The following is a 25,367-nucleotide window of genomic DNA, read 5'->3' on the forward strand; positions in this document are numbered from 1 at the left end:
GAAAAGGTTAAGGCTGTATTGTTTGTTGAAGGGATGTTCAGGTCGCCGCAGCCTCGACGCTGTTTGCACGGGGGAGGCGGATCGGCTTGCGAAATGGTGCACGCGAGGAGACCTGTCTAGTAGTGCGCCACTATCCAAGACAAGACAAGGCCTCTGCCAAGGTTTCCCGCACCTGACACGGACTGTTGCTCCGACCCGCGCATTTACCATCTCACCTTACATGCTGCGCGTCTTTGCGCCGGCTCAAAGATACGCTTGTTCGGCAGGAAAGCGTTTCTACCAATCAACTTGTTTGGTGGGATGAACACGGCAGATCGAGTGTCGCGCATCCCATCGGCGATCGGCGATACCGAAGCCACGTTACTTCGGCGAACCTGCTGCACGCGTTCAAGCTATTCGCCGTACCGGCGCGTCCTGAGCGATAGATCAGAGATTTGCGCTTGCCGACAACTGTTCGATGAGAGGCTGGAGTTCGCGCGTGATCGCTTTCTCGTCGAGCGGACCCACGTGCTTGAAGGCGATGCGCCCGGTCCGATCGAGTACGAAAGTTTCCGGAACTCCGTAGACGCCCCACTCGATAGATTGACGCCCTGATCGGTCGGTTCCGACGGCTGCGTACGGATTGCCTTCGCTGTTAAGGAACGCGCTTGCGTCTTTCGGGTCGTCTCTGTAGTTGATCCCAACCACCTTCACCCGCCGGTCCGAGGAGAGACGCATAAGGAATGGGTGTTCTTGGCGACATGGGACGCACCAGGACGCGAACACATTCACGATCGTCACGTTGCCCTTGATGATATCCTCGCTCGGTGCCGGGGGCCCTCCCTCGAGTCTTGGCAGCGCCATTGGAGGGTGGTTCTCACCGATGAGCGCGGACGGGAGGGTGGATGGCGAGTAACCTTCTTGTGCCTCGCGGTAGAGGTTATTTGCGACCACGGCCGCGAAACCCAGGAATACGACGAGTGGAAGCGCGGCTGCCAGGTGGCGGCTCGCTGTCAACGTGCTCTCCGAGGTTGCTTGGCATGAACCAGTGCCGCCACCCGGCGTCGAAAGGACCTACCTTCGATCCAAACCTTCGCCGAGGTCGATATGACCACGGTAAGCGTGACAGCGTATGCGGCCAGAACGTAGACTTCGTGTTGCATTTTCATCCTTACTTGTTCGTGGCCGCGCGTGCTGCAAGCCGATAGTGCGAAATGAGCTTTCGACGCCATATCTCGTTTCGGATCGACGCCAGGTAGAGCGTCGCGAACAGGCATGCGAACGCGAAACCCATCGTCAACAAAGGCCGCAGGAACTCCAAGTCGAGTGCCGGTCCGTCGGACCGTAGAACGCTCGCTGGCTGGTGAAGGGTGTTCCACCAATCGACCGAAAACTTGATGATAGGTATGTTCACGAACCCGACCACGATAAGTACCGCTGTGACCCTACCAGCGCGATTTGGCTCGTCTATCGCCCGATTGATCGCGAGAATCCCGAGGTACATGATGAAGAGTATGAACATTGATGTCAGGCGTGCGTCCCACACCCACCAGGTTCCCCACATCGGCTTTCCCCAAATCGCTCCCGTCATTAGCGAGACAAAGGTGAAGGCTGCCCCTAGCGGGGCGGCTACCCGCGCCGCGACGTCCGCAAGCGGATGCCTCCAGACGAGCGACCCGATGGCGTTCACCGTCATCACGCTATAGCAGAGCATGCCCATCCAGGCCGAAGGAACGTGAACGTACATAATCCGTACGGTTTCACCTTGCTGGTAGTCTACGTCCGTTGTGAAACTCAACCACAGCCCGACCGCGAAGGCGACTAAAGTCGTCCCTGCCAATGTTGGGATAACACTGTCGGCCAGCGCGACGAAGCGAGAAGGCTGTGCCAGGTCGCTAAGAGACTTGGAGAACTTGGAAACGACATTCATGCAGGCACCACTAGCCTGCCTGGCGTCCAAGATAATTGATCCTGATCAAAGAATGCGTCGAAGTGCCAGCGGCCCGAAAGTTCAGGCCCGCGCCGCCAGTGCAGACATGCTTGACCGGCGGTGTCCTGTTGAGAAAGCTGAGAGGCGCTCAAGCCTGCTTGCCTTCGGGGATAGGGCCGCAGTCGCCGCATTGGATTCCTCCACCATCGCCGCGGTGCGCTGCGTATGGCGATCGGGGGAGGGATGTTTTTGATCTGAACTTGACGCAGATCAAATAAGATCGACGTTCAGGGGGATACTCCTGCATTGATCGCAAGGAGCATATGATGGCTTTCGAAGCATTCTTCAAAAACGAGCTGGAAGGCCTGCATGCGGAAGGCCGCTACCGCGTTTTTGCCGATCTTGAGCGTCACCGGGGCAGCTTTCCGCGCGCGACCCGGCATACGGCCGATGGCCCCAAGGATGTGACTGTCTGGTGTTCCAACGACTATCTCGGCATGGGCCAGAACCCCAAGGTGATCGAGGCGATGAAGAACGCCATCGATCACTGTGGCGCGGGTGCGGGAGGCACCCGGAATATTTCTGGTACCACCCACTACCACGTTCTGCTCGAGCGCGAACTTGCCGACCTGCATGGCAAGGAATCGGCGCTGATCTTCACCTCCGGTTATGTCTCCAACTGGGCAGCCCTCGGCACGCTCGGATCCAAGATCCCCGGCCTCGTGATTTTCTCGGATGCGCTGAACCACGCCTCGATGATCGAGGGCATTCGCTACGCCAAGTGCGACAAGGTCATCTGGAAGCACAATGACCTGCAGGATCTGGAAGCGAAGCTCGCCGCGGCCGATCCGAAGGCGCCGAAGCTGATCGCGTTCGAATCGGTCTACTCGATGGATGGCGATATCGCTCCGATCAAGGAAATCTGTGATCTCGCCGACAAGTATGGCGCGATGACCTATCTCGATGAAGTCCATGCCGTCGGCATGTATGGTCCGCGCGGTGGCGGCATTGCCGAGCGCGAGGGCCTGATGGATCGGCTGACGGTTATCGAAGGCACGCTCGGCAAGGCTTTTGGCGTCATGGGCGGTTATATCGCCGCGTCGACGGCGCTCTGTGATTTCATCCGCTCATTTGCTTCGGGCTTCATCTTTACAACAGCGCTGCCACCGGCGCTGGCCGCTGGCGCCGTCGCCTCGATCCAGCACCTGAAGGTGAGCCAGTTCGAGCGCGCCCGCCACCAGGAACGCGTGCGGACGCTGCGCGCACTGCTCGACAAGCGCGGCATCCCGCACATGCCGAACCCGAGCCATATCGTGCCCGTGATGGTCGGCGATGCTGCAAAGTGCAAGTGGATCTCCGACCTGCTGCTCGACAATTGCGGTGTCTACGTGCAGCCGATCAATTATCCGACCGTGCCGAAGAAGACCGAACGTCTGCGCATCACGCCGACACCGCTGCATAGCGATGCCGATATCGAGCATCTGGTCGAGGCATTGCATTCGCTGTGGTCACGCTGTGCGCTGGCCCGGCATGTGGCCTGAGTTCTTGCTGATCCGCCGCAAGGCTTCGGCTTTGTCACCGGGTCGAAAGAATGTTGGCAAGTGCCTCATACGGCATCGGTCGCCCGTACTTGTAGCCCTGTGCCGCGGAGCAGCCGAGCGATAGCAGGAACGCTTCTTGTTCAGAATTCTCGATACCTTCGGCTATCGTCTCGATCCCCATTTCGAGGCTCATTCTAATCATAGCCCGCGTGATGGCGGCGTCACGGGGCTTCGTCGACAGCTCGGAAACAAATCCACGGTCAATCTTTAACGTGGTAAGTGGATACCGCTGTAGTGAGCTGAGAGATGCGTAACCGGTGCCGAAGTCGTCAAAAGCGATACCAACGCCGATGTCACGTAGCGTGTTCATGGCCTCAAGAGACCGGTCGTCGTCGGTGAGAGCGATAGTTTCCGTGACCTCGATCTCGAGCAACTTGGCCTCGATGCGATATTTTTCGAGCGCCTCAGAAACCTTGCGGCAAAGATGCGGGGCGCGGAGCTGCGCAGGAAAGAGGTTGACGCCCATCTTGATCGGGTGCGGACTCAGAACATTCAACAGCGCTGCTGTCCTGCATGCCTCATCAAGGGTCCACCATCCGATCTCAAGTGCAAGCGCGCTTTGCTCTATCGCGGGGAGAAAGGCTCCAGGGAGCAGCAATCCTCGTTCAGGGTGTTGCCAGCGGATTAGGGCCTCGGCTCCGAAGATGGTTCCAGTTTTCATATTCACCTGCGGCTGGTAGTAAAGCGCAAGCTGGCGGGCGCGAAGGGCCAGACGGAGCTCGTCCCTCATGGCGCGTCGAGCTCCAGCCTCGCTTCTTAATGCTGGTTCGTAAACCTGGAATGATCTACCGCCTATGCTCTTCGCCTTGGTAAGGGCTAGGTCAGCACTAGCGAGAAGCTCGTCTGCATCTTCGCCATCACGGGGAGATATCGCGGCTCCTACGCTGACGCTCACGTCCAGCAATTGTTCATTCACTTCGAAGGGCATCGAAAATGCCGTCGTCACAGTCCCGGCCAACTCCTCGAGATCCACCTGTTCGCTGGCGTTCTGCACGAACACGGCAAACTCATCATTGCCAAAGCGCGCAACTTGGGCCGCGGATGGAAGGCGATGACGGAGTCGGACCGCGATCGACTGCAGTAATGAATCTCCCGTCGTGTGGCCGTGGGTGTCGTTGACATCCTGAAATCCATCGATGTCGATCATCAGCACGATCGACGGCCGACGAGGAACGGCCTCCTTAAGGAACTCCACAAAGCGTCCGCGGTTGTGAAGACCAGTGAGTGTATCCTGATTTGCAAGCCTCATGAGCCTGCTGTCACGCTCGCGGCGCTCGGAGATGTCTCTTATGACGGCACCGGCGCCCATCTCGACTCCGTCATGCCAGGCGCATAGTGTGAGTTCGATTGGAAACTCGCTCCCATCTTTGCGGATCGCATAGACTTCGACAGCCTTTCCTCCAAGATTCAACTCTGCGCCAGCCATGGCGCGGGCGAATCCTCGCGCGTGCGCGCTACGAAGGCGTTCGGGGATGATCATTTCGACCGGGCAGCCGATCATAGCCTCGCGTTCGTAACCGAACAGATCCGCCGCTGCGCAATTGACAAATCTGATGTTGCCTCGCGAGTCCACTGATATCATTGTAAGTGAGGTAGCATCGGCTAAGTTCGCCGCGGCGGTCGCATCGAAAACCGCCGTTCGCTTCGGACAAGATGAGACCACCGATTCATCTGAGGTCATCACCGCGCCTTTTCGTAATTCCAAATCAACCAGCGTCATTGTGCACCACTGCTAAACGTCCGAAATTGATCGCGTGAAAGAATTAGCAGCCAACACCTCGCTCGCACGAGCCGCCGAGGCTTGGTGTCATGCGGAAAGTTAAAGCTGCGAGAGTGCCTTATCCACGCGCTCGCGAGCCTTGTTGGGGAGTTTCCCTGCTTTCACAGCGTCTAGATTGGCAGGTGCGTTACCCACCGTAACGACAGCAACCATCCCCATCGAAAAGTGGGGCAGGCACTTGATTACATAGACGCCCGGTGCAGAGAACGTCTCTTTTACGGTCTCGTTTGTCTTTCCCTTGAAGGCTTCGGCGCCATTCGGGATCATGTCCTTCACGGTTTCGGCGTTATGGCCCTTGTCGGTGGGCACGAAGGTGACGGTGTCGCCAGGTTGTATTTTCGTCAGAAGAGGTTCGAACACCATGACGCCGTCGGCGCCTTTGTTCAGCATGTGGACCTCGAAATCTGCAGCAGCAACCGGACCGGCGATCGCTGCTATCGGCGTTGCTAAAATCAGCGTTTTCAGAAAGTTCATTTTGCTTCTCCGTAGTAGTGTCCCCTCGAGACATCAATTGACAACCGGCTTCCGATTTGCTCGCCGATCGAAACTGGGTATCCGGCTGCAGGTGCCGCACCAAATGGTGGGATGCGGACTAGGTCAGGCAGAGTGTCCGAACCGCGCATGAACGCCTGTATCACTTACAAGATCGACCATAAGATCGGGCTCTTCTCCGGCGATCGCCCGGATCGCTCTCTCCGGCATAAGGCAGAACGAGGTCGCTAAGGCGTCGGCGCGGGTCGCGTCGTCTGCCACCACGGACACGCGCCGGTAAAGGCGCGGCGTGAAACCGTTCCGGGGGTCAATAATGTGGCCGAAATGGCCTGCCTCATCGAACTCAAATCCGCTGCTGCTTGAGGTAGCAACGGCCTTATCGATTATGTGGAGAACCTGGTCTGGGTGTTCGTCGTTTTCGCTTTCCGCAAGACCGACCTGCCAAGCAGTCCCGTCGGCACGGCTTCCGATAGCCCGATCCTCGCCCATATCGACAAGGCAGCTAGTGACGCCAGCATTGCGTAGCAGGTCAACGATCCGGTCGGTGATATACCCCTGCGCGATGCCGTTGAACGTCAACCCCGCGGAAGAGCCTAAAACGACACGATCCCGATTGAACTTGAGCCGATCGAAACCGACAGTCGAAAGAGCCTTTGCGATTTCGGCTATATTTGGACCCGAGGGATCGGCGTTCTGAGAGGAGAAATGATTGTAATATAACCGCCAAATCGGTTGCACAGTGGGGTCGAACGCGCCGCCGGTCTTCTCCCAAATGCTGCGACTGCTTTGAAGCAAAGTTATAAGGTCCAGTGGGGGAGCGGCAAGGACACCGACCCTATTCAATTCTGAAAGCGCCGAGTCGGTACGGCTGAGGCTGAAGACCTTCTCGAGTCGGGCGACTTCCGCCACGACAAGCTCGATCAGGCGTGAGGCGGCCGCAGGATCCGGATGGTTCAGAAGAAGCCGCGCCGGCGCGCCGAGAGCTTGGCCTTCCCACGTCGTTGGAAGCGCGGCTGCTTCCGTATCTCTTAGAAGAGGCAGGCCGGCCACCGCGGCGAAGATAAAAATAGCTCGACGTCGGCTGAACATCCTAACCATGGTCATGTGCCTCCGATTTTACGGATGAGTCGCTCGGCGTCTGATCGCCTCCGTCGGATCCGCTTCCAAGTACGTAGTCGCGAGGAACGTCGTCGAACGTCACCACCTGACCACCATTTTTTCCTGCGAATTCGATAGCAGCGTCTTCTGACGAAAACGGCACCGTCTCCTCTGTTCCCATTCCTCCACGGCGAGAGCTGCCAATCACGTAAAACGCCTTTCGAGCGTCCACCCAGTTCTCGGCGCCCGGTCTTTCCCAACTCGGCGCCTTGCCCATGTCGGAGACGTAGATGGCGACAAAATCCTTCGGCTCTTCAGGAAGCATTGTGAACGCAAGAGCGTCACGTGCCGAAGAAAACCAGATGGGCTCTCCTACCTTGGCGTCCAGGATGACTTGACCCTTCGGTCCCGCGTGCTCGAGGACGTTCATTCCGCAGTACCTGCCTATTGCATCCTTCGTCAGTGCGAAGGGAGCCGGCGGTGGCGATTCCTTCTTTTCTTCGCAACCGCTCAGAAACAGCGACGAAAGGAAGATCATGATCGTGATCAGGTTTTTCATAGCTCTCTCCTAGAAAACGTCAGGGAAGCCAGTGCCAGAGGACCGGCGGTCCACGCCGCAAGCGCTGCTACCAAGATAGTCGGTCCAAGTGCCGAGTATTCGGCTACGCCACCCATGCCCGACAGTGCTCGGGCGCCTCCCGATCCGAGGTTGAGCATCCGGTAGGCGTCCGTGGGGTTAATGAGTAGCAGAGCGTCGAGCACGCCCGCTGGTAGGGCATGTCCTCCGGCGGCCACCAATGCCCCAAGCAACGCCATGTCGTAGATCACGACAAAGAGCAGCCAAACGCCAATGGCTACCCCGCCTGCAGTGCTTCGCTCGCTGACCAGACCGCTGATGAGATATCCGACCGCAATGAATACGCCACCCAAGAGTATCGACGATCCGAGCAGAACCATGAAGGCATACCAGCTTGCGGCATCGATAGTGTTTCCTGTCGCGACAAGCATGACCGCGGTCGCGCCGTAGCCGATCAGTGTTGCGAATGCGAGAATCGCGATGTGGCCGACAAATTTCCCCAACAGGACCTGGTTTCGTCCAACGGGGTAGCTCAAGAGCAACAGCATGGTGCCTCTTTCCATCTCGCCGACTATGGCGTCATGGGAAAGCAAGAGCGCGATCAGTGGCACGAGGAAGATCGTGAGGCTGGAAAGGCTTACGATGACGACGTCGAGCCGGCCGCTACCAACATTCCCGGTCGGAGCGCTTCCAAGCAGAGAAAGCGTCAACGCGAGTGCGCCGAGAAGAAGCGTTGTCGCAAGCACCCATCTGTTGCGCAGCCCCTCGCGGATTTCCTTTGATGCTATAATCAGGACGTTTCTCATGCCGCTCTCTTTCCAGCGCTCAGGAAATGAGCATAGAGGTCATCCAATGTGGGCTCGATTATGTGGAGTGCCGCGACGTCGCCGGGGACGACGGTTACGTGACGGAGAAGCTCAATCTTTTCTTCGTTGCTCACCATGGCCTCAACCGTGCCCGGCACCGTTTCTTTCCAGCCGAAACTCTCGCTCTTCAGTCTTTCGACAGCCCGACTGTTTGCAAGCGTGACGCGCACGTGCGTCGGCAAACGCGCCAGTCCTCGAAGATCGTCCATGGTTCCATCTGCAACGGCCACGCCCTCGTTGACGATTAGCAACCGATCCGCGCGATCCTCCAGCTCTGTAAGCGCGTGCGAGGAGAGAAGGATGGCCGCACCTTTCGATTTCAGTTCCCCCAACAGATCGTAGAACCTACGACGCGATGCCGGGTCGAGGCCGCTCGTCGGTTCGTCCAGGAGCAGAAGGCGAGGCTCGCCCAGGAGGGCTTGCGCCAGGCCCAGCCTTTGGCGCATCCCTTTCGAGTACGTGCGGACCGGCCGGGCCGCTGCCTCCGCACCAAGCCCGACGCGCTCCAGCAGACCTATGGGATCGGATCCCTGCACCTGCTTCAGCCTCGCATAGAATGCGAGAGTCTCCCGACCAGTCAACGCGTTATGGAATGCGACGCTCTCTGGAAGGTACCCAAGTCTCTGACGCACAGCAACAGCGCCGGACGCTGGATCTTCGCCCATCACCCTGATACTCCCGCTTGAGGGGCGAATGAGGCCGAGCATCAATTTGATCAAGGTGGTTTTTCCAGCCCCATTATGGCCTACGAGCGCCACCATCTCGCCCTCGTTAAGCGCAAAAGAAACATCTCTTACTGCCTGCACTTTTCCGTAGTGCTTGGCGATTTTGGATACGACGACGGTCGGCTCTATCATTTTACAGCTCCAGAGGGCGCGGGAGGCACCATCAAGGGGTGGTTGTCTATTACGCCGCCAGGAAGCAAGGCCGGGAACTGAGCTTGCGCCCACCGGATCAGTTGGACGGCAGGGCTGGTCGCGAGAAGCTTGGCCTGCGGCGATGTCCACAGAACCTTGTCCATCACGTCGTTGGGGCGGTAGGGATTGTCACCAATGCCGTCGCCGTTGAGGTCGAACGCGGGGTTGTCGCTCCAGTAATTGCCGCGACCGTTGGCCGACCAATCGAGGTAGCGTGTTCCGACATACTTCACCTGATTGCGATTGTTTATGAAGGAGTTACCACTCATCGTGTTTCCCTCCGAACCGGCCGTGAAGTGGATGCCGATCGCGCAGCCATTGAACTCGTTGTCGATGAGCTTGTTTTTGTTCGCATTGTAGATGAATACGCATTTTTCAGGACCAAGGCGGAACCCCGAGATGTCTCCCGCGGCAATGGGGCTCGCCGCGTCCGCAGGTATCTCGTCCGCAGACGCCCGTGCGCCTGCAGACGCCCAACGGCTTTCGGCCTGTGACCGTCCGCGCACGACATTGCCTTCTACCAAGGAACTGTTGGCTGAATTCAGCAGGATCCCGTGATCGCGATCACCGTCGGAGACGTTGTCGATGATCTTAAGGCGGTTCGAAAACATGATCGCATAGCCGACAGTGTTGCCCGTCGAAACGTTGCCACTGATCTCGCTGTCGTTGGTGTACATGTAGTGAATTGCAAAACGTAGGTCGTGAAAGTTATTCTTGCTAAAGACATTGCGCTTGCTGGCGTTTGTCGCGATTCCGTCGCGCCCAAAACTGATGTCGTTCTCAACAACTTTCGCGCCAGGAGCGTTCCAGACCGTTACGCCGTTTCCAGACTCGCTGAGCCGGCCTTCCTTGATCCCGACGATCCGATTTCCGCGGGTGACGGAATCCTTCGCACCATGAATGTAAATCCCATAAAGATTCTCTGAGATCAGGTTCTTTTCAATGACAGCACCGGTAGCAGCCTCGGTCGCAAAGACGCCAGAGTCCATCGTTTCCAGGTTCGAGCCGGATCCTCTGATCTCAAGACCGCGCACGGTGACGTCCGCAGCATTTATTGTTACGACCGTTCCTCTGCCATTCCCGACCACGACCGCGCCTGGGGATCCTTGAAGGACCACCGGCTTGCTAAGAGTCAGAGGCCCTTCGTAGCTACCCGATCGGAGGGTGATCGTATCTCCCGACGCGGCCCGCGCGACGGCCTCGACTAGACTCGGACCGTCCGACGGCGACACAAAGCGATCCGCGGCCGAGGCGGTGGCAGCGATGGCGGCCCAGAGGGCCGCCATCGTGAGTGTCTTTGCTTGGCCCATCAGATCGACTTCGGTTCGACCAACATACGGCCCTTCATTTCCATGTGCATCGCATGGCAGAACCACGAGCAATAATACCAGTAGACGCCTGGCTTGCTTGCTTTGAAGGTGACCGAGGCAGTCGCTTGCGGAGCGACCTCCATGTTGATCCCGTAGTTGACGATCGCGAAGCCGTGCGTCAGGTCCTCGACTTCGTCAATGTTCGTAACATAGACGGTGACCTCGTCTCCTTCCTTGACGGTGAACGATTCCAGGCCGAAGGCGGGCGCCGACGACGTCATGTAGACTCTCACCTTGTCGCCATCCCGGACCACTTGAGAATCCGTCATGAGGTCGATGTTGTCTTTCTTCGCTTGCGCCACCGCGTCGGCAAAGAAGGCATCATCGCGGCTCCAGATGCTGACCGGGTTGATTTTCGATGCGTGAACGATCGTCGCATCATGCGGTTCTGCGAAGGTTGGGTTGTCATGTACAAGTACCATCTCGTCCCCGGAGATGTCGATGAGCTGGTCGCTTTCGGGCTTCAGCGGCCCTGCGTTGAGATACCGGTCCTTCGAGAACTTGTTCAGCGAAATGAGCCACTTGCCGTCAGCTTCCTTGGTCTGGCCCATCGAGCTGTGGTTGTGGCCCGGCTGGTAATGGACGTCGAGCTTCTGCCGGATCGGATTGACCTTCTCGCCCTTGAAGGCACGCTTGGCGTCTTCGATGTTCCATTTGCAGATCTGGCTGTCGATGAAGAGCGTGGTATAAGCGTTACCACGTCCGTCATAGGCCGTGTGCAACGGACCGAGACCGAGTTCCGGTTCCGCGACCACGGTATCTCGCGGCTTGATCTTGTCGTCGAAAAGATCGTCGAACTTGCGCACGTCAAAGACGGTTACGGTTGGGGACAGCTTGCCTGCAGCCACGGCATGGATCCCGTCAGGCGCCGTGTTCATGCCATGGGGCCCGTTCGAGACCGGAATATAACGGGTGTATTTCGAACCATGTCGTCCGTCGATGACAGGGACGCCGCCGATCTCCTTGAAGTCTCCGTTCTTGACGGCTTCCTCAATGCGCTTGATGTTGAAGACGACCACCCAGTCTTGGTCCTTCGCCATCATTTGCTCGAGGTTCACACCGTTCTCGGAATTGTAGCAGGTGGAGTAGCAATACTTGCCCTGATAGTCGGCATCGACGTTATCAAGGTTGCCATCGACGATGACCTGCCATGCGACCTTCATTGTTTCGCCATCGACCGCGGTGAACACGGCCTGATAGGCCTTCGGATCGTCCAGGATTTTGCCATCGTTCGGGATCGGAACGCCGTCTTCACCGTTGCAGAAGACATAACCGGTCTTCGGGTACTTCTGGACACGAAGACCATGAACCGTGTGCTGGTTCGGCAGCTCGATGATCTTGTCGCACTTCATCACATCCAGACGAATGCGGCAGACGCGAGTGTTGGCCTTGTCGTTGGCGTAGAGATAACGCCCATCGTAGGTGCCGTCCGTCTGGGACGGGTGAGGGTGGTGAAGGTCTCCGTTGTGGTAGACGCCGCCTTGGTCCTTGAGGAATTCGACCGTCCTGGGAAGCAGCCCTTCGGTCAAGATTTTGCGGCTCTCGTTGGTCAGTCCCCAACCGGTTGCGCTGCAGCGGTTGAACACCGGAATGCGCATGATTTCGCGCATCGAAGGCACGCCAACTATCCGGATTTCTCCAGACTGGCCGCTAGAGAAGAATGTGTAGTACTCGTCGAGTTCTCCCGGCTTGACTTCCCAGGTCTGCTTGCGTCCTTCCGCGGCCATTGCCTGCGTGGCGAGCGCGCCAGAGAAGTTAAGGGCACCGCCTGCTGCTGCAGCTCCGGCGGCCGCAGCAAGTGCCGTGGTCCCGAGAAGCTGACGTCTGTTGAAACGTGGCTGCGTGTCTTCCGTTGACATGTTTCACTTCCTCAGTTGTGGCCGCGACTGGAACGCCGCGCGCCGATTTAAGCTCTTTCGATGGGTTTCCCGTTGTGGGTGACGACGGTTTTCGGTGGTTTCTCGCCGCGCGACTCCGGTGTGGAGAGCGCCATGAATTTCTCGCGCTTCAGCCGTACCTGAATCATGTGCGGGCAGCGGTGGTCATCATGATAAAGTTCCTGGCAATGCATGCAGTAGATGCACTCGTTGACATTGATTTGCCCTTCGGGATGAATGGACTGCACGGGACACTCCTTCGCGCAGCGCTGGCACGGAGAACCGCATTCCGGATATCGCTTCAGCCACTCGAACATTCGAATTCGTCCGGGAATGGCAAGCGCAGCGCCGAGCGGACAAAGGTACCGGCAATAGAAGCGCTCGATGAACAGGCTTGCGATGAGCAGGGCGCCGGCGAAGACGACGAACGGCCAATCGCGGACGAATTTCAAGATGATTGCTGTCTTGAACGGTTCGACTTCCGCTGCCATCTCGGCGTACGAGATCGAGTAGAAGGACAGTCCGAACAGTCCAAGAAAGATGATGTACTTGATAGGCCAGAGCCGTTCGTGCAGCCCCCAGGGAAGCTTGACCTGAGGCACCTTCAGGCGCTTTGCGATGCTGCTGAGCAATTCCTGCAACGCACCGAAGGGGCAGAGCCACCCGCAGAAAGGACCACGCCCCCAGAACAGCAGGCCGGCCGCGACCGACGCCCACAGAATGAAGATCAGCGGCGCCGCCAAAAAGAACTCCCAACTGAAGTTCGTGATCAGCGCGTTGGTGAAGGTCAGAACATTGACTACGGATAGTTGGGCGTTCGCATACCAGCCAAGCCAAACGAGCGTGAAGACAAGATAGCTGTTCCTCACCCACGCAAACAAAACTGGACGTTTGACTAGCCAGTCCTGGAAGAAAAAGATTGCGGTCAGGACGAGAAGGGCGGTGCCGGTGATCCCGATATTGACGCGGTTCAGATTCCAGATACTGATCCAAAGCGGCTGTTCGTCTGACGCCTGCGTTGTTGTATCCGCCAGGGGGACGATCGCCGGAGCCGGAGCGGCCGCCCTAGTCACCGTGACGTACTTCGATGGCAACGCATATCCAAGATTGAAGGGAATGACTGCTTTGTCGCGCGCACCGGTGCTGCTTCGCTGTGCCAGAAGCTGGAGTTCCCAAGGCTCAGTCACGTCGAATGTATATTCGGGCGCAACGACAAACAGTGCGATCTCCTTCAACGAAGGCGCGTCAACCGGTGCGAGAGCTGCGATACGAGTGTGGTAGCGATCGCGGAATCGGAGCCCCTGTCCGTCCTGTAAGAGCTCGATTCGATCGAATATGCCGCCGCGGACGTAACCTGAACCTTTGAAGGAATACGCGCCGTCGCCAGCGACCAGGATCGCAGACTGGCCAGGCTGCAAACGGCTCTGAAGCCTGGCATATGCTGCATCGCCCAGAAGGGTTTTCCCAATTGACGGAACGTTCACCGGCGCCACGTAAAGATCAATGAAGCGGTCGTCCGGTGTCGTCGTTTCCGGATGCGATGCTGCGTCGGGCTGGCCGGCATCATTGAAGGCCTTGGAGACCTCGCCAACAGTTAACCGAAGGCTTCGCACAGACCCGTCACCTAAGAGCGTCTGCCAGTCGCTGACGTCCGTCTTCGTCAGATCCAGCGTCTTCACGTCTGCTTGTTTTTGGACGCCTCCGGCGTCGGCGGGATTAAGTCTGCCACTGCGAATAAGCTTGACCGCGGAGCGGATGACGCTGTCGCCCATGACGAGGACTGTCACGGTTGCGCCGCTTACGATCTCGACCTGCGGCGGCCGCTCTTCGCCGGCAGCTACGCGGCCGAGATTTTTTCCGATGATGGAATTTAGTGCTGCAACCACCTTGGCCTGGGGAATGCCGATGAGCACGATCGGTTCATGGTGATCGATCAGCTTGATCCCTCGCACAACGCCTGCTGTGTCGATCCCCACGGCGATATGGATAGGCTTGCCAGAATAGCCCGTGGAATTGGTGAAGTCCGAATTTAGATAGGCATAACCAAGCACGTCAGGGCCGCGGTACACTGGCGCGATCGGAGGCTCGCCTTCTGGGTTGCCGAACCGATCAGCACCCTGAAACAGGTCGCTTGGTTGAATCTTCTCCAGATATGACGGTAGCTGGCCCGCCGACATTGCAGGCGCCGCGAAAGCTGCGAGAAGACCGATTGCCGCTATGAAGAACATAGCTATGCGGCCAATGTCTGCGCCTTTTTGTATTGTTATCATCGCGTCCTTCAGCCCTTCGGTGCGTTCGCGGTGGGAACATATACGGAGAAAAACCATGTGTTATTTGATCAAGATCAACCAAGAGTGATGATTTTCCGGTGAAATGCGCAGGCTCAAAGCGCCAAACAGCAACCGCGAAAGCCGCAGGCTTGCCGAGAAGAAAGGGAATGGACATGTCAACCACTCGCGAGCCTTGGAAACTGGCCTCTCTCGCCGAACTGTTGGCGCTCGCGGCTCGAATGGAGCAGGAGGCGATTGACGGCTACCTGGATTTATCCCGGAGGATGGAATCGCTGGAGCGACCAGATCTGGCACGCGTTTTTGACACTCTGGTCGCAGAGGAGCAGGGTCACCTCAGCAAGGTCGACGAGTGGAGACTGGGGCTGGGTGTCTCGACTCCAAGCCAAGCACCGGAAAGTCCAAACGAGGTGTTTGAGGACGAAGGCGTCGGGATCGTCTCTCCTGATCTTCTGAGCGCCTATCGGGCCTTTTCAATGGCGGTGCGGAATGAGGAGCGCGCCTTCGTGTTCTGGACCTACGTCTCAGCACACGCGCACTCTGAAGAAATACGGGAAGCAGCCGAGCGGATGGCGCGAGAAGAGCTAGGACATGTCGCAACGCTGCGACGAGAACGCAGGCGAGCATTCCACACGGAGCGCAGCCTGAACATCGACGTCACGATAGACAGTCTGCCCGACCTCGAGCGCAAACTGAAGCACCATCTTGATACGCTGGCAGCATCCGAAACCGACGCTGGCAAGGAAACGGCGTTGCGATCTTTCTCACGGCAGTCGGAATTGCGGCAGGCTTCTCTAGTAGAGACTCCACTTGAGGGGCCTGCGTCCCCAGCAAGCTTTCCGCGATCCGCGCTTGGGTCTCCCCTCGCGCTGGGCGAAATGCTGGTGGACTACTATCTAAATCTCGGAAGCCAAGCCAAGCAGGACTTGGATGCTTCGCGTGGGAGGGCCTTCGCTGCGGAGTTGATCCATTGTCTGGCAGTTCTCCGAGGATCTTCGCCCGCATAGGTTGGCTCAGGTTTGCGACGGTTGACGCCGACGCCTGATTGTCTATTGAGACGCGTCCCACAGTCTGGCTTCCGCTGAGACCGGCCGACCTTTAGCGTCGCAGGTGAGGCTTGCCCACAGATTCACTGGGTCAATAAAGGATGCTGGTTATTGATCGCGATCAAAGACGCGACGTGGATTCGACGTGAAAAACGAACTCAACGAAACTTGGAGTTCAAGGCAATGATGATTGCCCAGCACGACCGCGTCGCCGAAGCGCAATCCCCTGCGGCGGATTCCACTGCCAACAGTTCAATGGGGAGTAGGGGCGGTGGACGTAGATCACTTGGCGGTTTGAGAAGACTCGCTCCTTTCTTACGAACGCATCAATGGCTTGTTGCCGGGAGCCTGGTCTCCCTGACAGCCGCGGCACTGATCTCCCTGGCGTTACCAACTGCAGTCCGCCGTTTGATAGACCAGGGGTTCACCCGTACCGATGGGGCGTTCGTAGACCGCTACTTCGTAATGCTTGTTGCTCTTGCCATAGCGCTCGCGGTCGCTAGCGCGTGTCGATATTACTTCGTCGCCGCGCTTGGAGAACGCCTTGTCAGTGACCTTCGGCTCCAGGTTTTCAAAAAGGTCGTGCGACTCCCTGCGTCTTTTTTCGACGCTAATCGGTCCGGCGAGATCAGTTCGCGCCTGACCGCCGACACCGCCCAGATCAAGTCGGCTGTCAGCTTGGCCGCCTCAGTTGCGCTACGCAACTCCATTCTTTGCGCGGGCTCGCTGGCGATGATGTTCATGACCAGTCCCAGCTTGTCGTCGATCACCATCGGCGCCATTCCGTTGATCGTCGTTCCGCTAGTAGTTTTTGGCCGCTCGGTTCGACGCCGCTCGCGAGCCGCGCAGGATGCACTGGCGCAGGCGTCTGCGTTCGCGAGCGAGGTCATTGCTGGGAACAGAACAATACAGGCGTTCAACGGCGAAGAATCTGCCGAGCAGAAATACATCAAGGACGTCGAGACTTCCTACGCGAGCTCGGTGAGCGCGGCTCGATCTAGGGCTTACCTGACCGCCTTCGCGATCGCTCTGATCTTCGCCAGCGTCGTCGGGGTTCTGTGGATCGGCGCGCGTGGCCTGCTGTCAGGATCAATGACCGCCGGAAACCTCAGTCAGTTCCTTCTTTACGCAGTCATAGCTGCGGGCTCTCTCGGATCGCTGTCCGAAGTCTGGGGTGAACTAGCACAGGCAGCAGGCGCCGCAGGGAGGCTTTTCGAGCTGTTGGGTGAAGAAGAAGGACGCCCAGAGCCGGGCGCGACGGTCCCGCTGCGAACCCCGGTAGCCGGCGGCGTCGAATTCCGCGATGTCACGTTCGCCTATCCCGGCATGCCCGACCGTGAAGTGCTCCAGGGATTGTCGATGCGGGTTGCGCCGGGCGAGACCGTTGCGGTTGTCGGTGCATCAGGCTCGGGGAAGAGCACACTCTTCTCGCTCTTGCTCGGTTTTTATGGAACAAACGAAGGGCAGATCTCGATCGATGGGTACGATGTTACCTCCTTGTCCGCGGAGGAGGTCCGACAACAAATCGCTATCGTTCCTCAGGACGTCACTATCTTCGCCTCCTCCGTCAGGGACAACATCGCTTTGGGAAAAACGGGCGCGAGCGACGCCGAGATCGAATCCGCGGCGCAGCGGGCCCAGGCGCACGACTTCATATCCGTCCTTCCTCATTCTTACGATACGGTCGTAGGCGAGCGGGGCCTCACGCTTTCAGGAGGGCAGCGCCAACGGATCGCAATTGCCAGGGCGGTCTTGAAGGACGCCCCCGTTCTTCTTCTCGACGAAGCGACGTCGTCGCTGGACGCCGAAAGCGAGATGTTGGTGCAGAAGGGACTCGAAGAACTTATGAAAGATCGAACCACGATCGTCATAGCACATCGACTCGCTACGGTGCTCAAGGCAGATCGGATCTTGGTCATGGACGGCGGCCGGATCGTCGAGGAAGGAACTCACGCTTCGCTGGTCCGCAAGGGTGGCGTATACGCAAAACTTGCCGAACTCCAGTTTGACGCGCCGGACTCGCACCGAGACGAACGGGACGCCGCCTGATGATCAAGGAGAAATTCGGGAGACGCATCAGGATCGGCACTCGTGCAAGTCCGCTGGCAGTCGCCCAAGCGACGGAAGTCGCTTCGCGCCTTGCCGCCTGTCACGGACTGTCGATCGAATCCTTCGAGATCGTCCGACTGACAACGAAAGGGGATCGACTCAATGAGTGGCCGCTTCCCGACCTCGGTGTCAAGGGCCTATTCACCCAGGAACTGGAGGAGAGGCTCCTAACGGGAGAACTCGATCTCGCAGTCCATTCGTGCAAGGACGTTGCCACTGTGCTTCCGGAGGGGCTCCACATCAGCGCGGTCTTGCCAAGGGAAGACATCCGCGACGCGCTCGTGTCCCGGAGCGGCGCCCATTTCTGGGAACTGCCGGCCGGAGCCATTGTCGGCACGTCCTCAGTGCGAAGAGCGGCGCTCGTCAAGATGCACAGGCCAGACCTCGTCATCGTGCCATTTCGAGGTCTTGTCGGAACGAGGCTGCAGAAGATGACGGACGGGTTCGTCGACGCTACGCTGCTAGCCCAAGCCGGGTTGAACAGGCTGGTTCTTGCGCGCGTCGCGACGGAGGTGTTGGATCCTCGCGCCTTCCCGCCGGCTCCTGCTCAAGGTGCGATCTGTATCGAAAGCGCCAAGGACGATCGTATCGTTGGCGAACTGGTCTCCGCGCTGGACGACGCGGCCACCGCCGACGCCGTCCGATGCGAACGCGCGTTTCTTCGTGCCCTAGACGGCTCGTGCCGTACCCCCATTGCCGCTTACGCGACCTGTCATGGAAGCGAGGTGATGCTCCGAGGAATGACGATCGAAGCAGACGGAAGCAACCCAATCAGGGTGGTGGTCACAGGCGCGCGATACGCCAACGAAAAAATTGGGCTCTCTGCTGCGAATTGTATCATATCCCGACAAAAAGAGCTGCTGCGAAAGGAGGAGATCTCTCGATTGCCCGAGCGGGTAGATTGATCTGGATCAACCCGTTAAGGTTCGGTTAACTCTCGGGGCCCATATTTGGAGGAACCGAAACTGAGTCTCCTCCCATGCCGGTCAGCGCTCTGTCAGTCCTTTTGCCTGACGCCCTGGACGACTACATCGATCTGCGCTCGGTTCCGCAACATCGCTTCTTTGGTCAGAACGACATGATCGACAGGCTTAGAAAGGCCGTTCCGTTCGACTACATGTTCGTTTGCGGACTTGACGTGGACCACTATCGGTTCGGCGAGGGTTTCTCTATCGATACCGATCTTCCGCCTGCGTTCATTGAGGCCTATATAGCAGACAAGCTGCCGCAAATCGATCCATTCATTCTGGCGTCGAAATCTTCGAAAACAGTCGTTATCGAAAGCGAGGTCTACGCACATCAGGATGTGCCGCGGCGCCTGCTTTATCTTCAACGTATGTTTGGCGTCCACAATCGCACCATCGTACCCATCTTGCGGGATGAGACGATCTATGGCGCGGTTGGCTATACGCGCGCGACGCCGTTCGGATCCGCAGAGATAGCATTTCTCGAGCTTGTTTCCGGAGCGGTTCACAACGCGTTCGCCAAGCCCCTCATGGACCGCTACGCCGCGGACCAGATGCGATTGTCGAAGGGCGAAATGGCCTGCCTTTCGCAAGCAAGCCTCGGCCTGACCAGTGAAGGCATCGGTAAAGCCACTGGCTATCAGTTGGAGACCGTGAACAGCTACATCAAATCGGCGACGAAGAAGCTTGGAGCAGCCAATCGCACGCAGGCGATCGCCGAGGCACTCCGGCGGCGGCTGATCGCTTGACTTTCGAGCCCCGCCGGCTTGGTCGATCGAATGTGATCGGCTCCGAGGATGCAAATGGTTGAACGGGGGCCTCATTCTACTTGGGCCGACCTCATATAGTCGTCTGGGAGGGCTCGGGGAAAGCGATTCCGGAGATCAGCGCGTCCTCGATTACGGAGCTGGAGAGCCGCAGCGCGATTGGTTACATACTAGCCGTCTCGAAACGCGATCTCGATGGATGATGCGGTTGAATCGTGCCGTGTGGGCGCTTGCGTGCCCAGTCGACAATGACGAGGGCAACCATATTTGCAACAATTCACATCCTGTTCGCAAGCGCGGTAATTGTCATATAATTGCACACTCTAAAATCATCGGAAAATCAGTTGCTTGGGGCGTTCATCTGGGCTAGATTTTGCTCGATGTGGTAGTGGACTTTACCCTGCATATATCTTCGGTGTGTATCTGGTCGATGATGCCTAGAGGAATGGACTGAGCCGATCTTTCGACTGCCTGCCTTTGTAGTGGCGAAGCGAGCGCGTTACGCCGGATCGACCCGATTTCGACTTGCAAGCCCTTAAGGACGCAGAAGATCTTGTTCTCATTGTTGCTAACGGTGCGCATGATTGTGCGGGACGCGGAGATTTGACATGCACAAGCAAGCTGTCGTCTTTGAAGGTCAGGAGGTCGGGATCGCCGTTCCGATCGATAGCCGTTTGCGGTTCATTGCTGTCCGGTTCGATGTCATCGACCTCGACAATCGATTGTTCGATACGGTCACAGACATCAAAGGTGCAATCGCTGAGCATGTCGCCGCAAACATCTCGAGAAGGCTAGCGCGTTCCAACTGACCCACTCGCGCCGGGAATGAGTTTTACTAGAGATGTTACGGGATACTACAGGCCTCCGCTGTCGTAGGATGCTAGTTTTTCCTGGGATGAATAAAACGATGAGGGCGAGTTGCGCTCGGGGGTAGGGTTCTCGATGACCGATCTACCGGAAGCTTTGAAAGGCGACAGGCGGCTTTCGCGACGGGGTGAGCGACTGGCGTTTGCGATCCTGGCATTTGGTGTCTGGCCCGTGGTCGCGGTTGGAACCGTGGCGACGTACGGCTTTCTTGTCTGGTTCTACCAGATGATCTATGGCCCGCCAGGGCCGCCACCGACCATTCACTGAGGCGGCCCATGGACGCGATCGCACTCTCTCGCCGGGCCTTCCTCAGGGGCGACGTTACTCGCCTGCCGATCCTGCCTCCGGGCGTGTCGCCGTCTTCGCTTGAACGATGCACCGGCTGCAATCGATGCGTCGAACGATGTCCCACCTCCATAATCCGGCTTGTCGCCGGAGTTCCCGGAGTTGATCTGTCTGTCGGCGAATGCACGTTCTGTCGAGAGTGCCTGAATGTCTGTCCGGAGCCGGTCTTCGATGCCGAGCGCTTCCAGTTCGATCATGTGGCAGAGGTGTCTGAAGGCTGTCTCGCTGCGAAGGGAGTTGCTTGCCAATCCTGCGGCGAGGCTTGCCCCGCTCAAGCCATACGATTCCGGCCACGGATTGGCGGGCCGTTCTTGCCGCTCATAGAGACATCCGCCTGCGCAGGATGCGGCGCATGCCTGCAGGTCTGTCCCGTGGATGCCATCGCCATCCGTTCGCTGAGCGAGGTCTCCAATGGTTGAGCACTCTCTTTGGCACGTCTCAAGTGCGGTCATCGCGACACGGTTTGAATTTACGCAAGCAGTTTTGGCGCAGCTCGAAGACGTCGAAGGGCTGGAAGTGCACGGCCATGACCGAGGCAAGATCGTCGTTGTCATCGAGGGCCCGAGCACGGGGTTTCTGGGCGAGGTTCTGTCCAGAGTCTCGCTGATGGACGGCGTCATTGCCGCCAACATGGTTTTTGAGCAGGTTACGGAGGAGAAGCATGTCGAAGACCGAATCCCTGACCCGGCGTGACGTCCTGAAGGCCCAGGCTGCGGCCATAGCGGCCACTGCTGCCGGAATAACGCTGCCCGCCGCCGCGCAGCCGGTTCCCGGCGGGGTGGAAGCCTTGCAGATCAAATGGTCGAAGGCGCCTTGCCGCTTCTGCGGCACGGGCTGCGGCGTCATGGTTGGCGTCAAGGCGGGGCAGGTTGTTGCCACGCACGGTGACATGCAGGCCGAGGTCAATCGTGGCCTGAACTGCATCAAGGGCTACTTTCTCTCCAAGATCATGTACGGCGAGGATCGGCTGCAGACGCCACTGCTGCGCAAGCGGGACGGGGTCTATGCCAAGGACGGCGAGTTCATGCCGGTCACCTGGGACGAGGCCTTCGACGTGATGGCTGAGCAGTGCAAGAAGGTGCTGAAGGAGAAAGGGCCGACTGCGGTCGGCATGTTCGGCTCCGGCCAATGGACGATCTTCGAGGGCTATGCCGCAACGAAGTTCATGCGGGCCGGCCTTCGATCAAACAACCTCGATCCGAATGCCCGCCATTGCATGGCCTCGGCCGCCTACGCCTTTATGCGCACCTTTGGCATGGACGAGCCGATGGGCTGCTACGACGATTTCGAGAACGCGGATGCCTTCGTGCTTTGGGGTTCCAACATGGCGGAGATGCATCCGATCCTGTGGACGCGGGTGGCGGATCGCCGCTTGGGGCACCCACACGTCCGCGTGGCGGTGCTCTCGACCTTCACGCATCGGAGCATGGATCTCGCGGACGTGCCGATCGTGTTCAAGCCGGGCACAGACCTCGCGATCCTCAACTACATTGCAAACCACATCATCCAGACCGACCGCGTCAACAAGGACTTCGTGGACAAGCACACCAAGTTCGCGCGGGGGGTAACAGACATTGGTTATGGTCTGAGGCCTGACAATCCCGCGGAGACGAAGGCTGCGAATTCGGCTGACCCTGGAAAGACTGAGCCAATTGATTTCGAAGCGTTCAAGGCATTCGTTGCGGAGTATACGCTCGAAAAGGCAGCGGCGCTGTCCGGCGTCGATGTTGGCTTCCTTGAACAACTGGCGGAACTTTACGCCGACCCGGCCCGCAAGGTCATGTCGCTCTGGACGATGGGCTTCAACCAGCATGTCCGCGGCGTCTGGGCCAACCAGATGGTCTACAATATCCACCTGCTGACGGGTAAGATTGCCGAGCCCGGCAACAGCCCGTTCTCGCTGACCGGCCAGCCATCGGCCTGCGGCACGGCCCGTGAGGTGGGGACGTTCGCCCACCGTCTGCCGGCGGACATGACCGTGACCAACCCGGAGCATCGCAAGCACGCGGAGGAAATCTGGAAGGTTCCGGAGGGGATCATCCCCGAGAAACCCGGCTATCATGCCGTCCAGCAGGACCGGATGCTCAAGGATGGCAAGCTCAATTTCTATTGGGTTCAGGTCAACAACAACGTTCAGGCCGGCCCCAACACCAGCAATGAAACCTGGCAGGGCTATCGCAATCCTGACAACTTCATCGTGGTCAGCGACGCCTACCCGACCATAACGGCCATGAGCGCCGACCTGATCCTGCCGGCGGCGATGTGGGTCGAAAAGGAAGGCGCTTACGGCAACGCTGAACGCAGGACGCATGTCTGGCACCAATTAGTGCAAGCGAAAGGCGAAGCCCGTTCGGACTTGTGGCAGATCGCCGAGTTTTCCAAACGCTTCACGACCGATGAGGTCTGGCCCAAGGACATTCTGGACGCCAACCCAGAGTATCGCGGGAAGACACTCTTCGACGTGCTGTTCCGCAACGGCCAGGTCGACAAATTCCCCCTGAGCGAGACCAGCGGGGACTACGACAACAACGAGGCCAAGGCTTTCGGCTTCTACATCCAGAAGGGACTGTTCGAGGAGTACGCGACGTTTGGCCGGGGGCACGGGCATGATCTTGCGCCCTACGACATGTACCATGATGTGCGCGGGCTGCGCTGGCCCGTTGTCAACGGGCAGGAAACCCGCTGGCGATACAGGGAAGGCTATGATCCCTACGTCAAGCCCGGCGAAGGGCTGAGATTCTACGGTCAGAAGGATGGCAAGGCCGTTATCCTGGCCGTACCCTACGAGCCTCCGGCAGAATCGCCTGACGATGAATACGATTTCTGGCTGGTGACCGGCCGCGTGCTTGAGCATTGGCATTCCGGCTCAATGACAATGCGTGTTCCCGAGCTCTACAAGGCCTTCCCTGGTGCGCGATGTTTCATGAATGCGGAGGATGCCCGCAAGCGCGGCATCAACCAGGGAGCAGAAGTTCGCATCATCTCGCGTCGCGGTGAGATCCGTTCTCGCATCGATATCCGCGGTCGAAACCGCATGCCGCCTGGTGTCATCTTCGTTCCCTGGTTTGATGCCAGCCAGTTGATCAACAAGGTCACGCTGGACGCCACCGATCCCATCTCCAAACAGACGGATTTCAAAAAATGCGCGGTCAAAATCGTTTCCGCCATTTAGGGCGGTCGCAGTGGATGACAGTCATGGCCGGTCTCGTCGTGTTCGTCGCGACAGCCGCCATCGGCCAGGTTGTGCAGCAGAATGTGCCCCAACTAGAAGGACCGCCCCAGGCCATGGATACCGGCGAGGCGAAACCCTTGCCCAAATGGGTAACCGATGATCAGCGGAAAATGCGGGCCTATCCTGATCAGCCACCGATCATCCCGCACTCGATCGAGGGCTACGAGCTGTCGGTCAACGCCAACCGCTGTCTCTCATGCCACAAGCGAGAGTTCACTCAGGATTCCGGCGCGCCGATGATCAGTGTCACGCATTACATGACGCGCGACGGCCAGATGCTCGCCGACGTCTCGCCACGGCGATATTTCTGCACGACATGCCATGTTCCGCAGGCTGATACCCGCAGCCTCGTGATCAATCAGTTCAAGGACATGAGCGAGCTCGGCTTCAAACCGGCGGGGAGCGAGTGACCCATGGCCTGGCTGAAGACGGCATTCTTGTGGGCTTGGTCGATCCTGACCACGCCCGCCGCAACGATCGGCCTGGGGGTTCTGACCCTCGGCGGTTTCGTCGGCGGCGTGATGTTTTGGGGCGCGTTCAATACGGCGCTGGAGCTCACCAACACCGAGAAGTTCTGCACCTCCTGTCATGAAATGCACGACAACGTCTATCAGGAACTCAGTCGTACCATCCATTTCTCCAACCGCTCCGGCGTGAGGGCAACCTGTCCCGATTGCCACGTTCCGCATCAATGGACGGACAAGATTGCGCGCAAGATGCAGGCTTCGAAGGAGGTCTGGGGGAAACTCTTCGGGACCATCAACACTCGCCCGAAGTTCCTTGAGAAACGACTGGAGCTTGCCCAGCACGAATGGGCGCGCATGAAGGCAAACGACAGTCTGGAGTGCCGGAACTGTCACTCGGCCGTGGCGATGGACTTCCAGAAGCAGACGCAACGCGCCGCCGATATCCACTCGAAGTATCTGCTCTCGGGCAAGGCCACGTGCATCGATTGCCATAAGGGAATTGCCCATGAACTTCCGAATATGGAGGGCGTTGATCCGGGCTGGAAAATGCCGAAGGAACTCGAAGGTAACAAAACGGCTAACGCAACGCCGATTGATGATCTCGAACGAGCGATCGCCGACGCGCATGGGGCGGCCTTCAATCTACAGCAGTGAAGACCGCCCATCGAACTTGAGCGAGATGCCGCCGCTGATTTCTGTTCTCTTTGGCAGTTGCTCCCAATGGCACAAATACCGACCGGTTGCGCGCCTTAGAACCTTGAATGAACTCGCTCATTCCGAGGCCCGTTGCACCG

At 58.4% G+C, this 25,367-nt stretch carries 24 protein-coding genes; 12 read left to right on the top strand and 12 right to left on the bottom strand.

Translation table 11 applies throughout. The features are described from left to right. Positions 1-426: 426 nt before the first annotated feature. The 3 genes from A6U87_RS11400 to A6U87_RS11405 are packed head-to-tail and all read right to left on the bottom strand — an operon-like array spanning position 427 to position 1,909. Complete coding sequence (locus tag A6U87_RS11400) at positions 427-996, bottom strand: DsbE family thiol:disulfide interchange protein (RefSeq protein ID WP_065691386.1); 570 nt, start codon at positions 994-996, stop codon at positions 427-429. After that, the gene (locus tag A6U87_RS30635; protein ID WP_342587886.1) at positions 993-1,256 is read right to left on the bottom strand and encodes a heme exporter protein CcmD; all 264 of its coding nucleotides are present in this window, start codon (positions 1,254-1,256) and stop codon (positions 993-995) included. The genes A6U87_RS11400 and A6U87_RS30635 overlap by 4 nt, the downstream gene beginning before the upstream one ends. Beyond that, on the bottom strand, positions 1,151-1,909 hold the full coding sequence (locus A6U87_RS11405) for a heme ABC transporter permease (protein WP_065691440.1): 759 nt from the start codon (positions 1,907-1,909) through the stop codon (positions 1,151-1,153). The genes A6U87_RS30635 and A6U87_RS11405 overlap by 106 nt, the downstream gene beginning before the upstream one ends. A gap of 326 nt (positions 1,910-2,235) precedes the next feature. Here A6U87_RS11405 and hemA point away from each other — a divergent pair, with 326 nt between their 5' ends. Continuing rightward, positions 2,236-3,450: a 5-aminolevulinate synthase gene (gene hemA / locus A6U87_RS11410; RefSeq protein WP_065691387.1), complete on the top strand. Its 1,215-nt coding sequence runs from the start codon at positions 2,236-2,238 to the stop codon at positions 3,448-3,450. Positions 3,451-3,484: 34 nt separating this feature from the next. Here the strand turns inward: hemA and A6U87_RS11415 are convergent, their stop codons facing one another. The 9 genes from A6U87_RS11415 to A6U87_RS11455 form a co-directional block, all read right to left on the bottom strand. Further along, positions 3,485-5,230: a bifunctional diguanylate cyclase/phosphodiesterase gene (locus A6U87_RS11415; RefSeq protein WP_065691388.1), complete on the bottom strand. Its 1,746-nt coding sequence runs from the start codon at positions 5,228-5,230 to the stop codon at positions 3,485-3,487. Positions 5,231-5,329: 99 nt separating this feature from the next. Beyond that, positions 5,330-5,764, bottom strand: a complete 435-nt coding sequence (locus A6U87_RS11420) for a pseudoazurin (RefSeq protein ID WP_065691389.1) — start codon at positions 5,762-5,764, stop codon at positions 5,330-5,332. Between the two features lie 123 nt (positions 5,765-5,887). Then, positions 5,888-6,886: an FAD:protein FMN transferase gene (locus tag A6U87_RS11425; RefSeq protein WP_244499471.1), complete on the bottom strand. Its 999-nt coding sequence runs from the start codon at positions 6,884-6,886 to the stop codon at positions 5,888-5,890. Further along, a complete protein-coding gene (locus A6U87_RS11430) occupies positions 6,873-7,439 on the bottom strand; it encodes a nitrous oxide reductase accessory protein NosL (RefSeq protein WP_065691391.1) in 567 nt (188 codons plus the stop codon). The genes A6U87_RS11425 and A6U87_RS11430 overlap by 14 nt, the downstream gene beginning before the upstream one ends. After that, positions 7,436-8,263, bottom strand: a complete 828-nt coding sequence (locus tag A6U87_RS11435; RefSeq protein WP_065691392.1) for an ABC transporter permease subunit — start codon at positions 8,261-8,263, stop codon at positions 7,436-7,438. The genes A6U87_RS11430 and A6U87_RS11435 overlap by 4 nt, the downstream gene beginning before the upstream one ends. Then, positions 8,260-9,177 carry an ABC transporter ATP-binding protein gene (locus tag A6U87_RS11440; protein WP_198928698.1) on the bottom strand — a complete coding sequence of 306 codons (918 nt, stop codon included), beginning with the start codon at positions 9,175-9,177 and terminating at the stop codon, positions 8,260-8,262. Before A6U87_RS11440 ends, A6U87_RS11435 begins: the two co-directional genes overlap by 4 nt. Next, positions 9,177-10,550: a nitrous oxide reductase family maturation protein NosD gene (locus A6U87_RS11445; protein ID WP_083199349.1), complete on the bottom strand. Its 1,374-nt coding sequence runs from the start codon at positions 10,548-10,550 to the stop codon at positions 9,177-9,179. The genes A6U87_RS11440 and A6U87_RS11445 overlap by 1 nt, the downstream gene beginning before the upstream one ends. Then, complete coding sequence (gene nosZ, locus A6U87_RS11450; RefSeq protein WP_065691394.1) at positions 10,550-12,469, bottom strand: TAT-dependent nitrous-oxide reductase; 1,920 nt, start codon at positions 12,467-12,469, stop codon at positions 10,550-10,552. Before nosZ ends, A6U87_RS11445 begins: the two co-directional genes overlap by 1 nt. 47 nt (positions 12,470-12,516) lie before the next feature. Further along, positions 12,517-14,664 (bottom strand): NosR/NirI family protein, encoded by a 2,148-nt coding sequence (locus tag A6U87_RS11455; RefSeq protein WP_244499472.1) that lies wholly within the window; start codon positions 14,662-14,664, stop codon positions 12,517-12,519. A gap of 260 nt (positions 14,665-14,924) precedes the next feature. Here A6U87_RS11455 and A6U87_RS11460 point away from each other — a divergent pair, with 260 nt between their 5' ends. From A6U87_RS11460 to A6U87_RS11515, 11 genes are all read left to right on the top strand, one after another. Beyond that, on the top strand, positions 14,925-15,782 hold the full coding sequence (locus A6U87_RS11460) for a ferritin family protein (protein ID WP_244499473.1): 858 nt from the start codon (positions 14,925-14,927) through the stop codon (positions 15,780-15,782). A 294-nt stretch (positions 15,783-16,076) separates the two neighbouring features. Then, positions 16,077-17,870, top strand: a complete 1,794-nt coding sequence (locus tag A6U87_RS11465; protein WP_065691444.1) for an ABC transporter transmembrane domain-containing protein — start codon at positions 16,077-16,079, stop codon at positions 17,868-17,870. After that, positions 17,870-18,835: a hydroxymethylbilane synthase gene (hemC, locus tag A6U87_RS11470; protein WP_065691395.1), complete on the top strand. Its 966-nt coding sequence runs from the start codon at positions 17,870-17,872 to the stop codon at positions 18,833-18,835. The genes A6U87_RS11465 and hemC overlap by 1 nt, the downstream gene beginning before the upstream one ends. A gap of 74 nt (positions 18,836-18,909) precedes the next feature. Next, positions 18,910-19,644: a LuxR family transcriptional regulator gene (locus tag A6U87_RS11475; protein ID WP_065691396.1), complete on the top strand. Its 735-nt coding sequence runs from the start codon at positions 18,910-18,912 to the stop codon at positions 19,642-19,644. A 626-nt stretch (positions 19,645-20,270) separates the two neighbouring features. Continuing rightward, positions 20,271-20,471, top strand: coding sequence for a hypothetical protein (locus A6U87_RS11485; RefSeq protein ID WP_065691398.1), 201 nt, complete (start codon positions 20,271-20,273; stop codon positions 20,469-20,471). A 133-nt stretch (positions 20,472-20,604) separates the two neighbouring features. Then, complete coding sequence (gene napE / locus A6U87_RS11490; RefSeq protein ID WP_065691399.1) at positions 20,605-20,796, top strand: periplasmic nitrate reductase, NapE protein; 192 nt, start codon at positions 20,605-20,607, stop codon at positions 20,794-20,796. Positions 20,797-20,804: 8 nt separating this feature from the next. Continuing rightward, complete coding sequence (locus A6U87_RS29250; protein WP_083199350.1) at positions 20,805-21,293, top strand: ferredoxin-type protein NapF; 489 nt, start codon at positions 20,805-20,807, stop codon at positions 21,291-21,293. Further along, positions 21,286-21,567, top strand: a complete 282-nt coding sequence (locus A6U87_RS11500; protein WP_065691401.1) for a chaperone NapD — start codon at positions 21,286-21,288, stop codon at positions 21,565-21,567. Before A6U87_RS29250 ends, A6U87_RS11500 begins: the two co-directional genes overlap by 8 nt. Then, entirely contained in the window at positions 21,536-24,046 is a 2,511-nt protein-coding gene (gene napA / locus A6U87_RS11505; protein WP_065691402.1) for a periplasmic nitrate reductase subunit alpha, read from the top strand. Before A6U87_RS11500 ends, napA begins: the two co-directional genes overlap by 32 nt. Further along, a complete protein-coding gene (locus A6U87_RS11510; protein ID WP_065691403.1) occupies positions 24,016-24,516 on the top strand; it encodes a nitrate reductase cytochrome c-type subunit in 501 nt (166 codons plus the stop codon). The genes napA and A6U87_RS11510 overlap by 31 nt, the downstream gene beginning before the upstream one ends. Positions 24,517-24,519: 3 nt before the next feature. Then, a complete protein-coding gene (locus tag A6U87_RS11515; RefSeq protein WP_065691404.1) occupies positions 24,520-25,227 on the top strand; it encodes a NapC/NirT family cytochrome c in 708 nt (235 codons plus the stop codon). Positions 25,228-25,367: the final 140 nt, after the last annotated feature.

It is taken from the genome of Rhizobium sp. AC44/96 (assembly GCF_001692185.1).
Taxonomy (GTDB): Bacteria; Pseudomonadota; Alphaproteobacteria; order Rhizobiales; family Rhizobiaceae; genus Rhizobium.

What these genes read in the sequence shown, in the direction of transcription:
- A6U87_RS11405 (WP_065691440.1), bottom strand. Translation starts at nt 1,909, where the DNA reads ATGAATGTCGTTTCCAAGTTCTCCAAGTCTCTTAGCGACCTGGCACAG.
- A6U87_RS29250 (WP_083199350.1), top strand. Translation starts at nt 20,805, where the DNA reads ATGGACGCGATCGCACTCTCTCGCCGGGCCTTCCTCAGGGGCGACGTT.
- A6U87_RS11415 (WP_065691388.1), bottom strand. Translation starts at nt 5,230, where the DNA reads ATGACGCTGGTTGATTTGGAATTACGAAAAGGCGCGGTGATGACCTCA.
- A6U87_RS11515 (WP_065691404.1), top strand. Translation starts at nt 24,520, where the DNA reads ATGGCCTGGCTGAAGACGGCATTCTTGTGGGCTTGGTCGATCCTGACC.
- A6U87_RS11435 (WP_065691392.1), bottom strand. Translation starts at nt 8,263, where the DNA reads ATGAGAAACGTCCTGATTATAGCATCAAAGGAAATCCGCGAGGGGCTG.
- A6U87_RS11420 (WP_065691389.1), bottom strand. Translation starts at nt 5,764, where the DNA reads ATGAACTTTCTGAAAACGCTGATTTTAGCAACGCCGATAGCAGCGATC.
- napA (WP_065691402.1), top strand. Translation starts at nt 21,536, where the DNA reads ATGTCGAAGACCGAATCCCTGACCCGGCGTGACGTCCTGAAGGCCCAG.
- A6U87_RS11465 (WP_065691444.1), top strand. Translation starts at nt 16,077, where the DNA reads ATGGGGAGTAGGGGCGGTGGACGTAGATCACTTGGCGGTTTGAGAAGA.
- A6U87_RS11510 (WP_065691403.1), top strand. Translation starts at nt 24,016, where the DNA reads ATGCGCGGTCAAAATCGTTTCCGCCATTTAGGGCGGTCGCAGTGGATG.
- A6U87_RS11475 (WP_065691396.1), top strand. Translation starts at nt 18,910, where the DNA reads ATGCCGGTCAGCGCTCTGTCAGTCCTTTTGCCTGACGCCCTGGACGAC.
- napE (WP_065691399.1), top strand. Translation starts at nt 20,605, where the DNA reads ATGACCGATCTACCGGAAGCTTTGAAAGGCGACAGGCGGCTTTCGCGA.
- A6U87_RS11455 (WP_244499472.1), bottom strand. Translation starts at nt 14,664, where the DNA reads ATGTCGGCGGGCCAGCTACCGTCATATCTGGAGAAGATTCAACCAAGC.
- A6U87_RS11430 (WP_065691391.1), bottom strand. Translation starts at nt 7,439, where the DNA reads ATGAAAAACCTGATCACGATCATGATCTTCCTTTCGTCGCTGTTTCTG.
- A6U87_RS11445 (WP_083199349.1), bottom strand. Translation starts at nt 10,550, where the DNA reads ATGGGCCAAGCAAAGACACTCACGATGGCGGCCCTCTGGGCCGCCATC.
- A6U87_RS11500 (WP_065691401.1), top strand. Translation starts at nt 21,286, where the DNA reads ATGGTTGAGCACTCTCTTTGGCACGTCTCAAGTGCGGTCATCGCGACA.
- hemC (WP_065691395.1), top strand. Translation starts at nt 17,870, where the DNA reads ATGATCAAGGAGAAATTCGGGAGACGCATCAGGATCGGCACTCGTGCA.
- A6U87_RS11425 (WP_244499471.1), bottom strand. Translation starts at nt 6,886, where the DNA reads ATGACCATGGTTAGGATGTTCAGCCGACGTCGAGCTATTTTTATCTTC.
- A6U87_RS30635 (WP_342587886.1), bottom strand. Translation starts at nt 1,256, where the DNA reads ATGCCTGTTCGCGACGCTCTACCTGGCGTCGATCCGAAACGAGATATG.
- hemA (WP_065691387.1), top strand. Translation starts at nt 2,236, where the DNA reads ATGGCTTTCGAAGCATTCTTCAAAAACGAGCTGGAAGGCCTGCATGCG.
- A6U87_RS11460 (WP_244499473.1), top strand. Translation starts at nt 14,925, where the DNA reads ATGGACATGTCAACCACTCGCGAGCCTTGGAAACTGGCCTCTCTCGCC.
- A6U87_RS11485 (WP_065691398.1), top strand. Translation starts at nt 20,271, where the DNA reads ATGCACAAGCAAGCTGTCGTCTTTGAAGGTCAGGAGGTCGGGATCGCC.
- nosZ (WP_065691394.1), bottom strand. Translation starts at nt 12,469, where the DNA reads ATGTCAACGGAAGACACGCAGCCACGTTTCAACAGACGTCAGCTTCTC.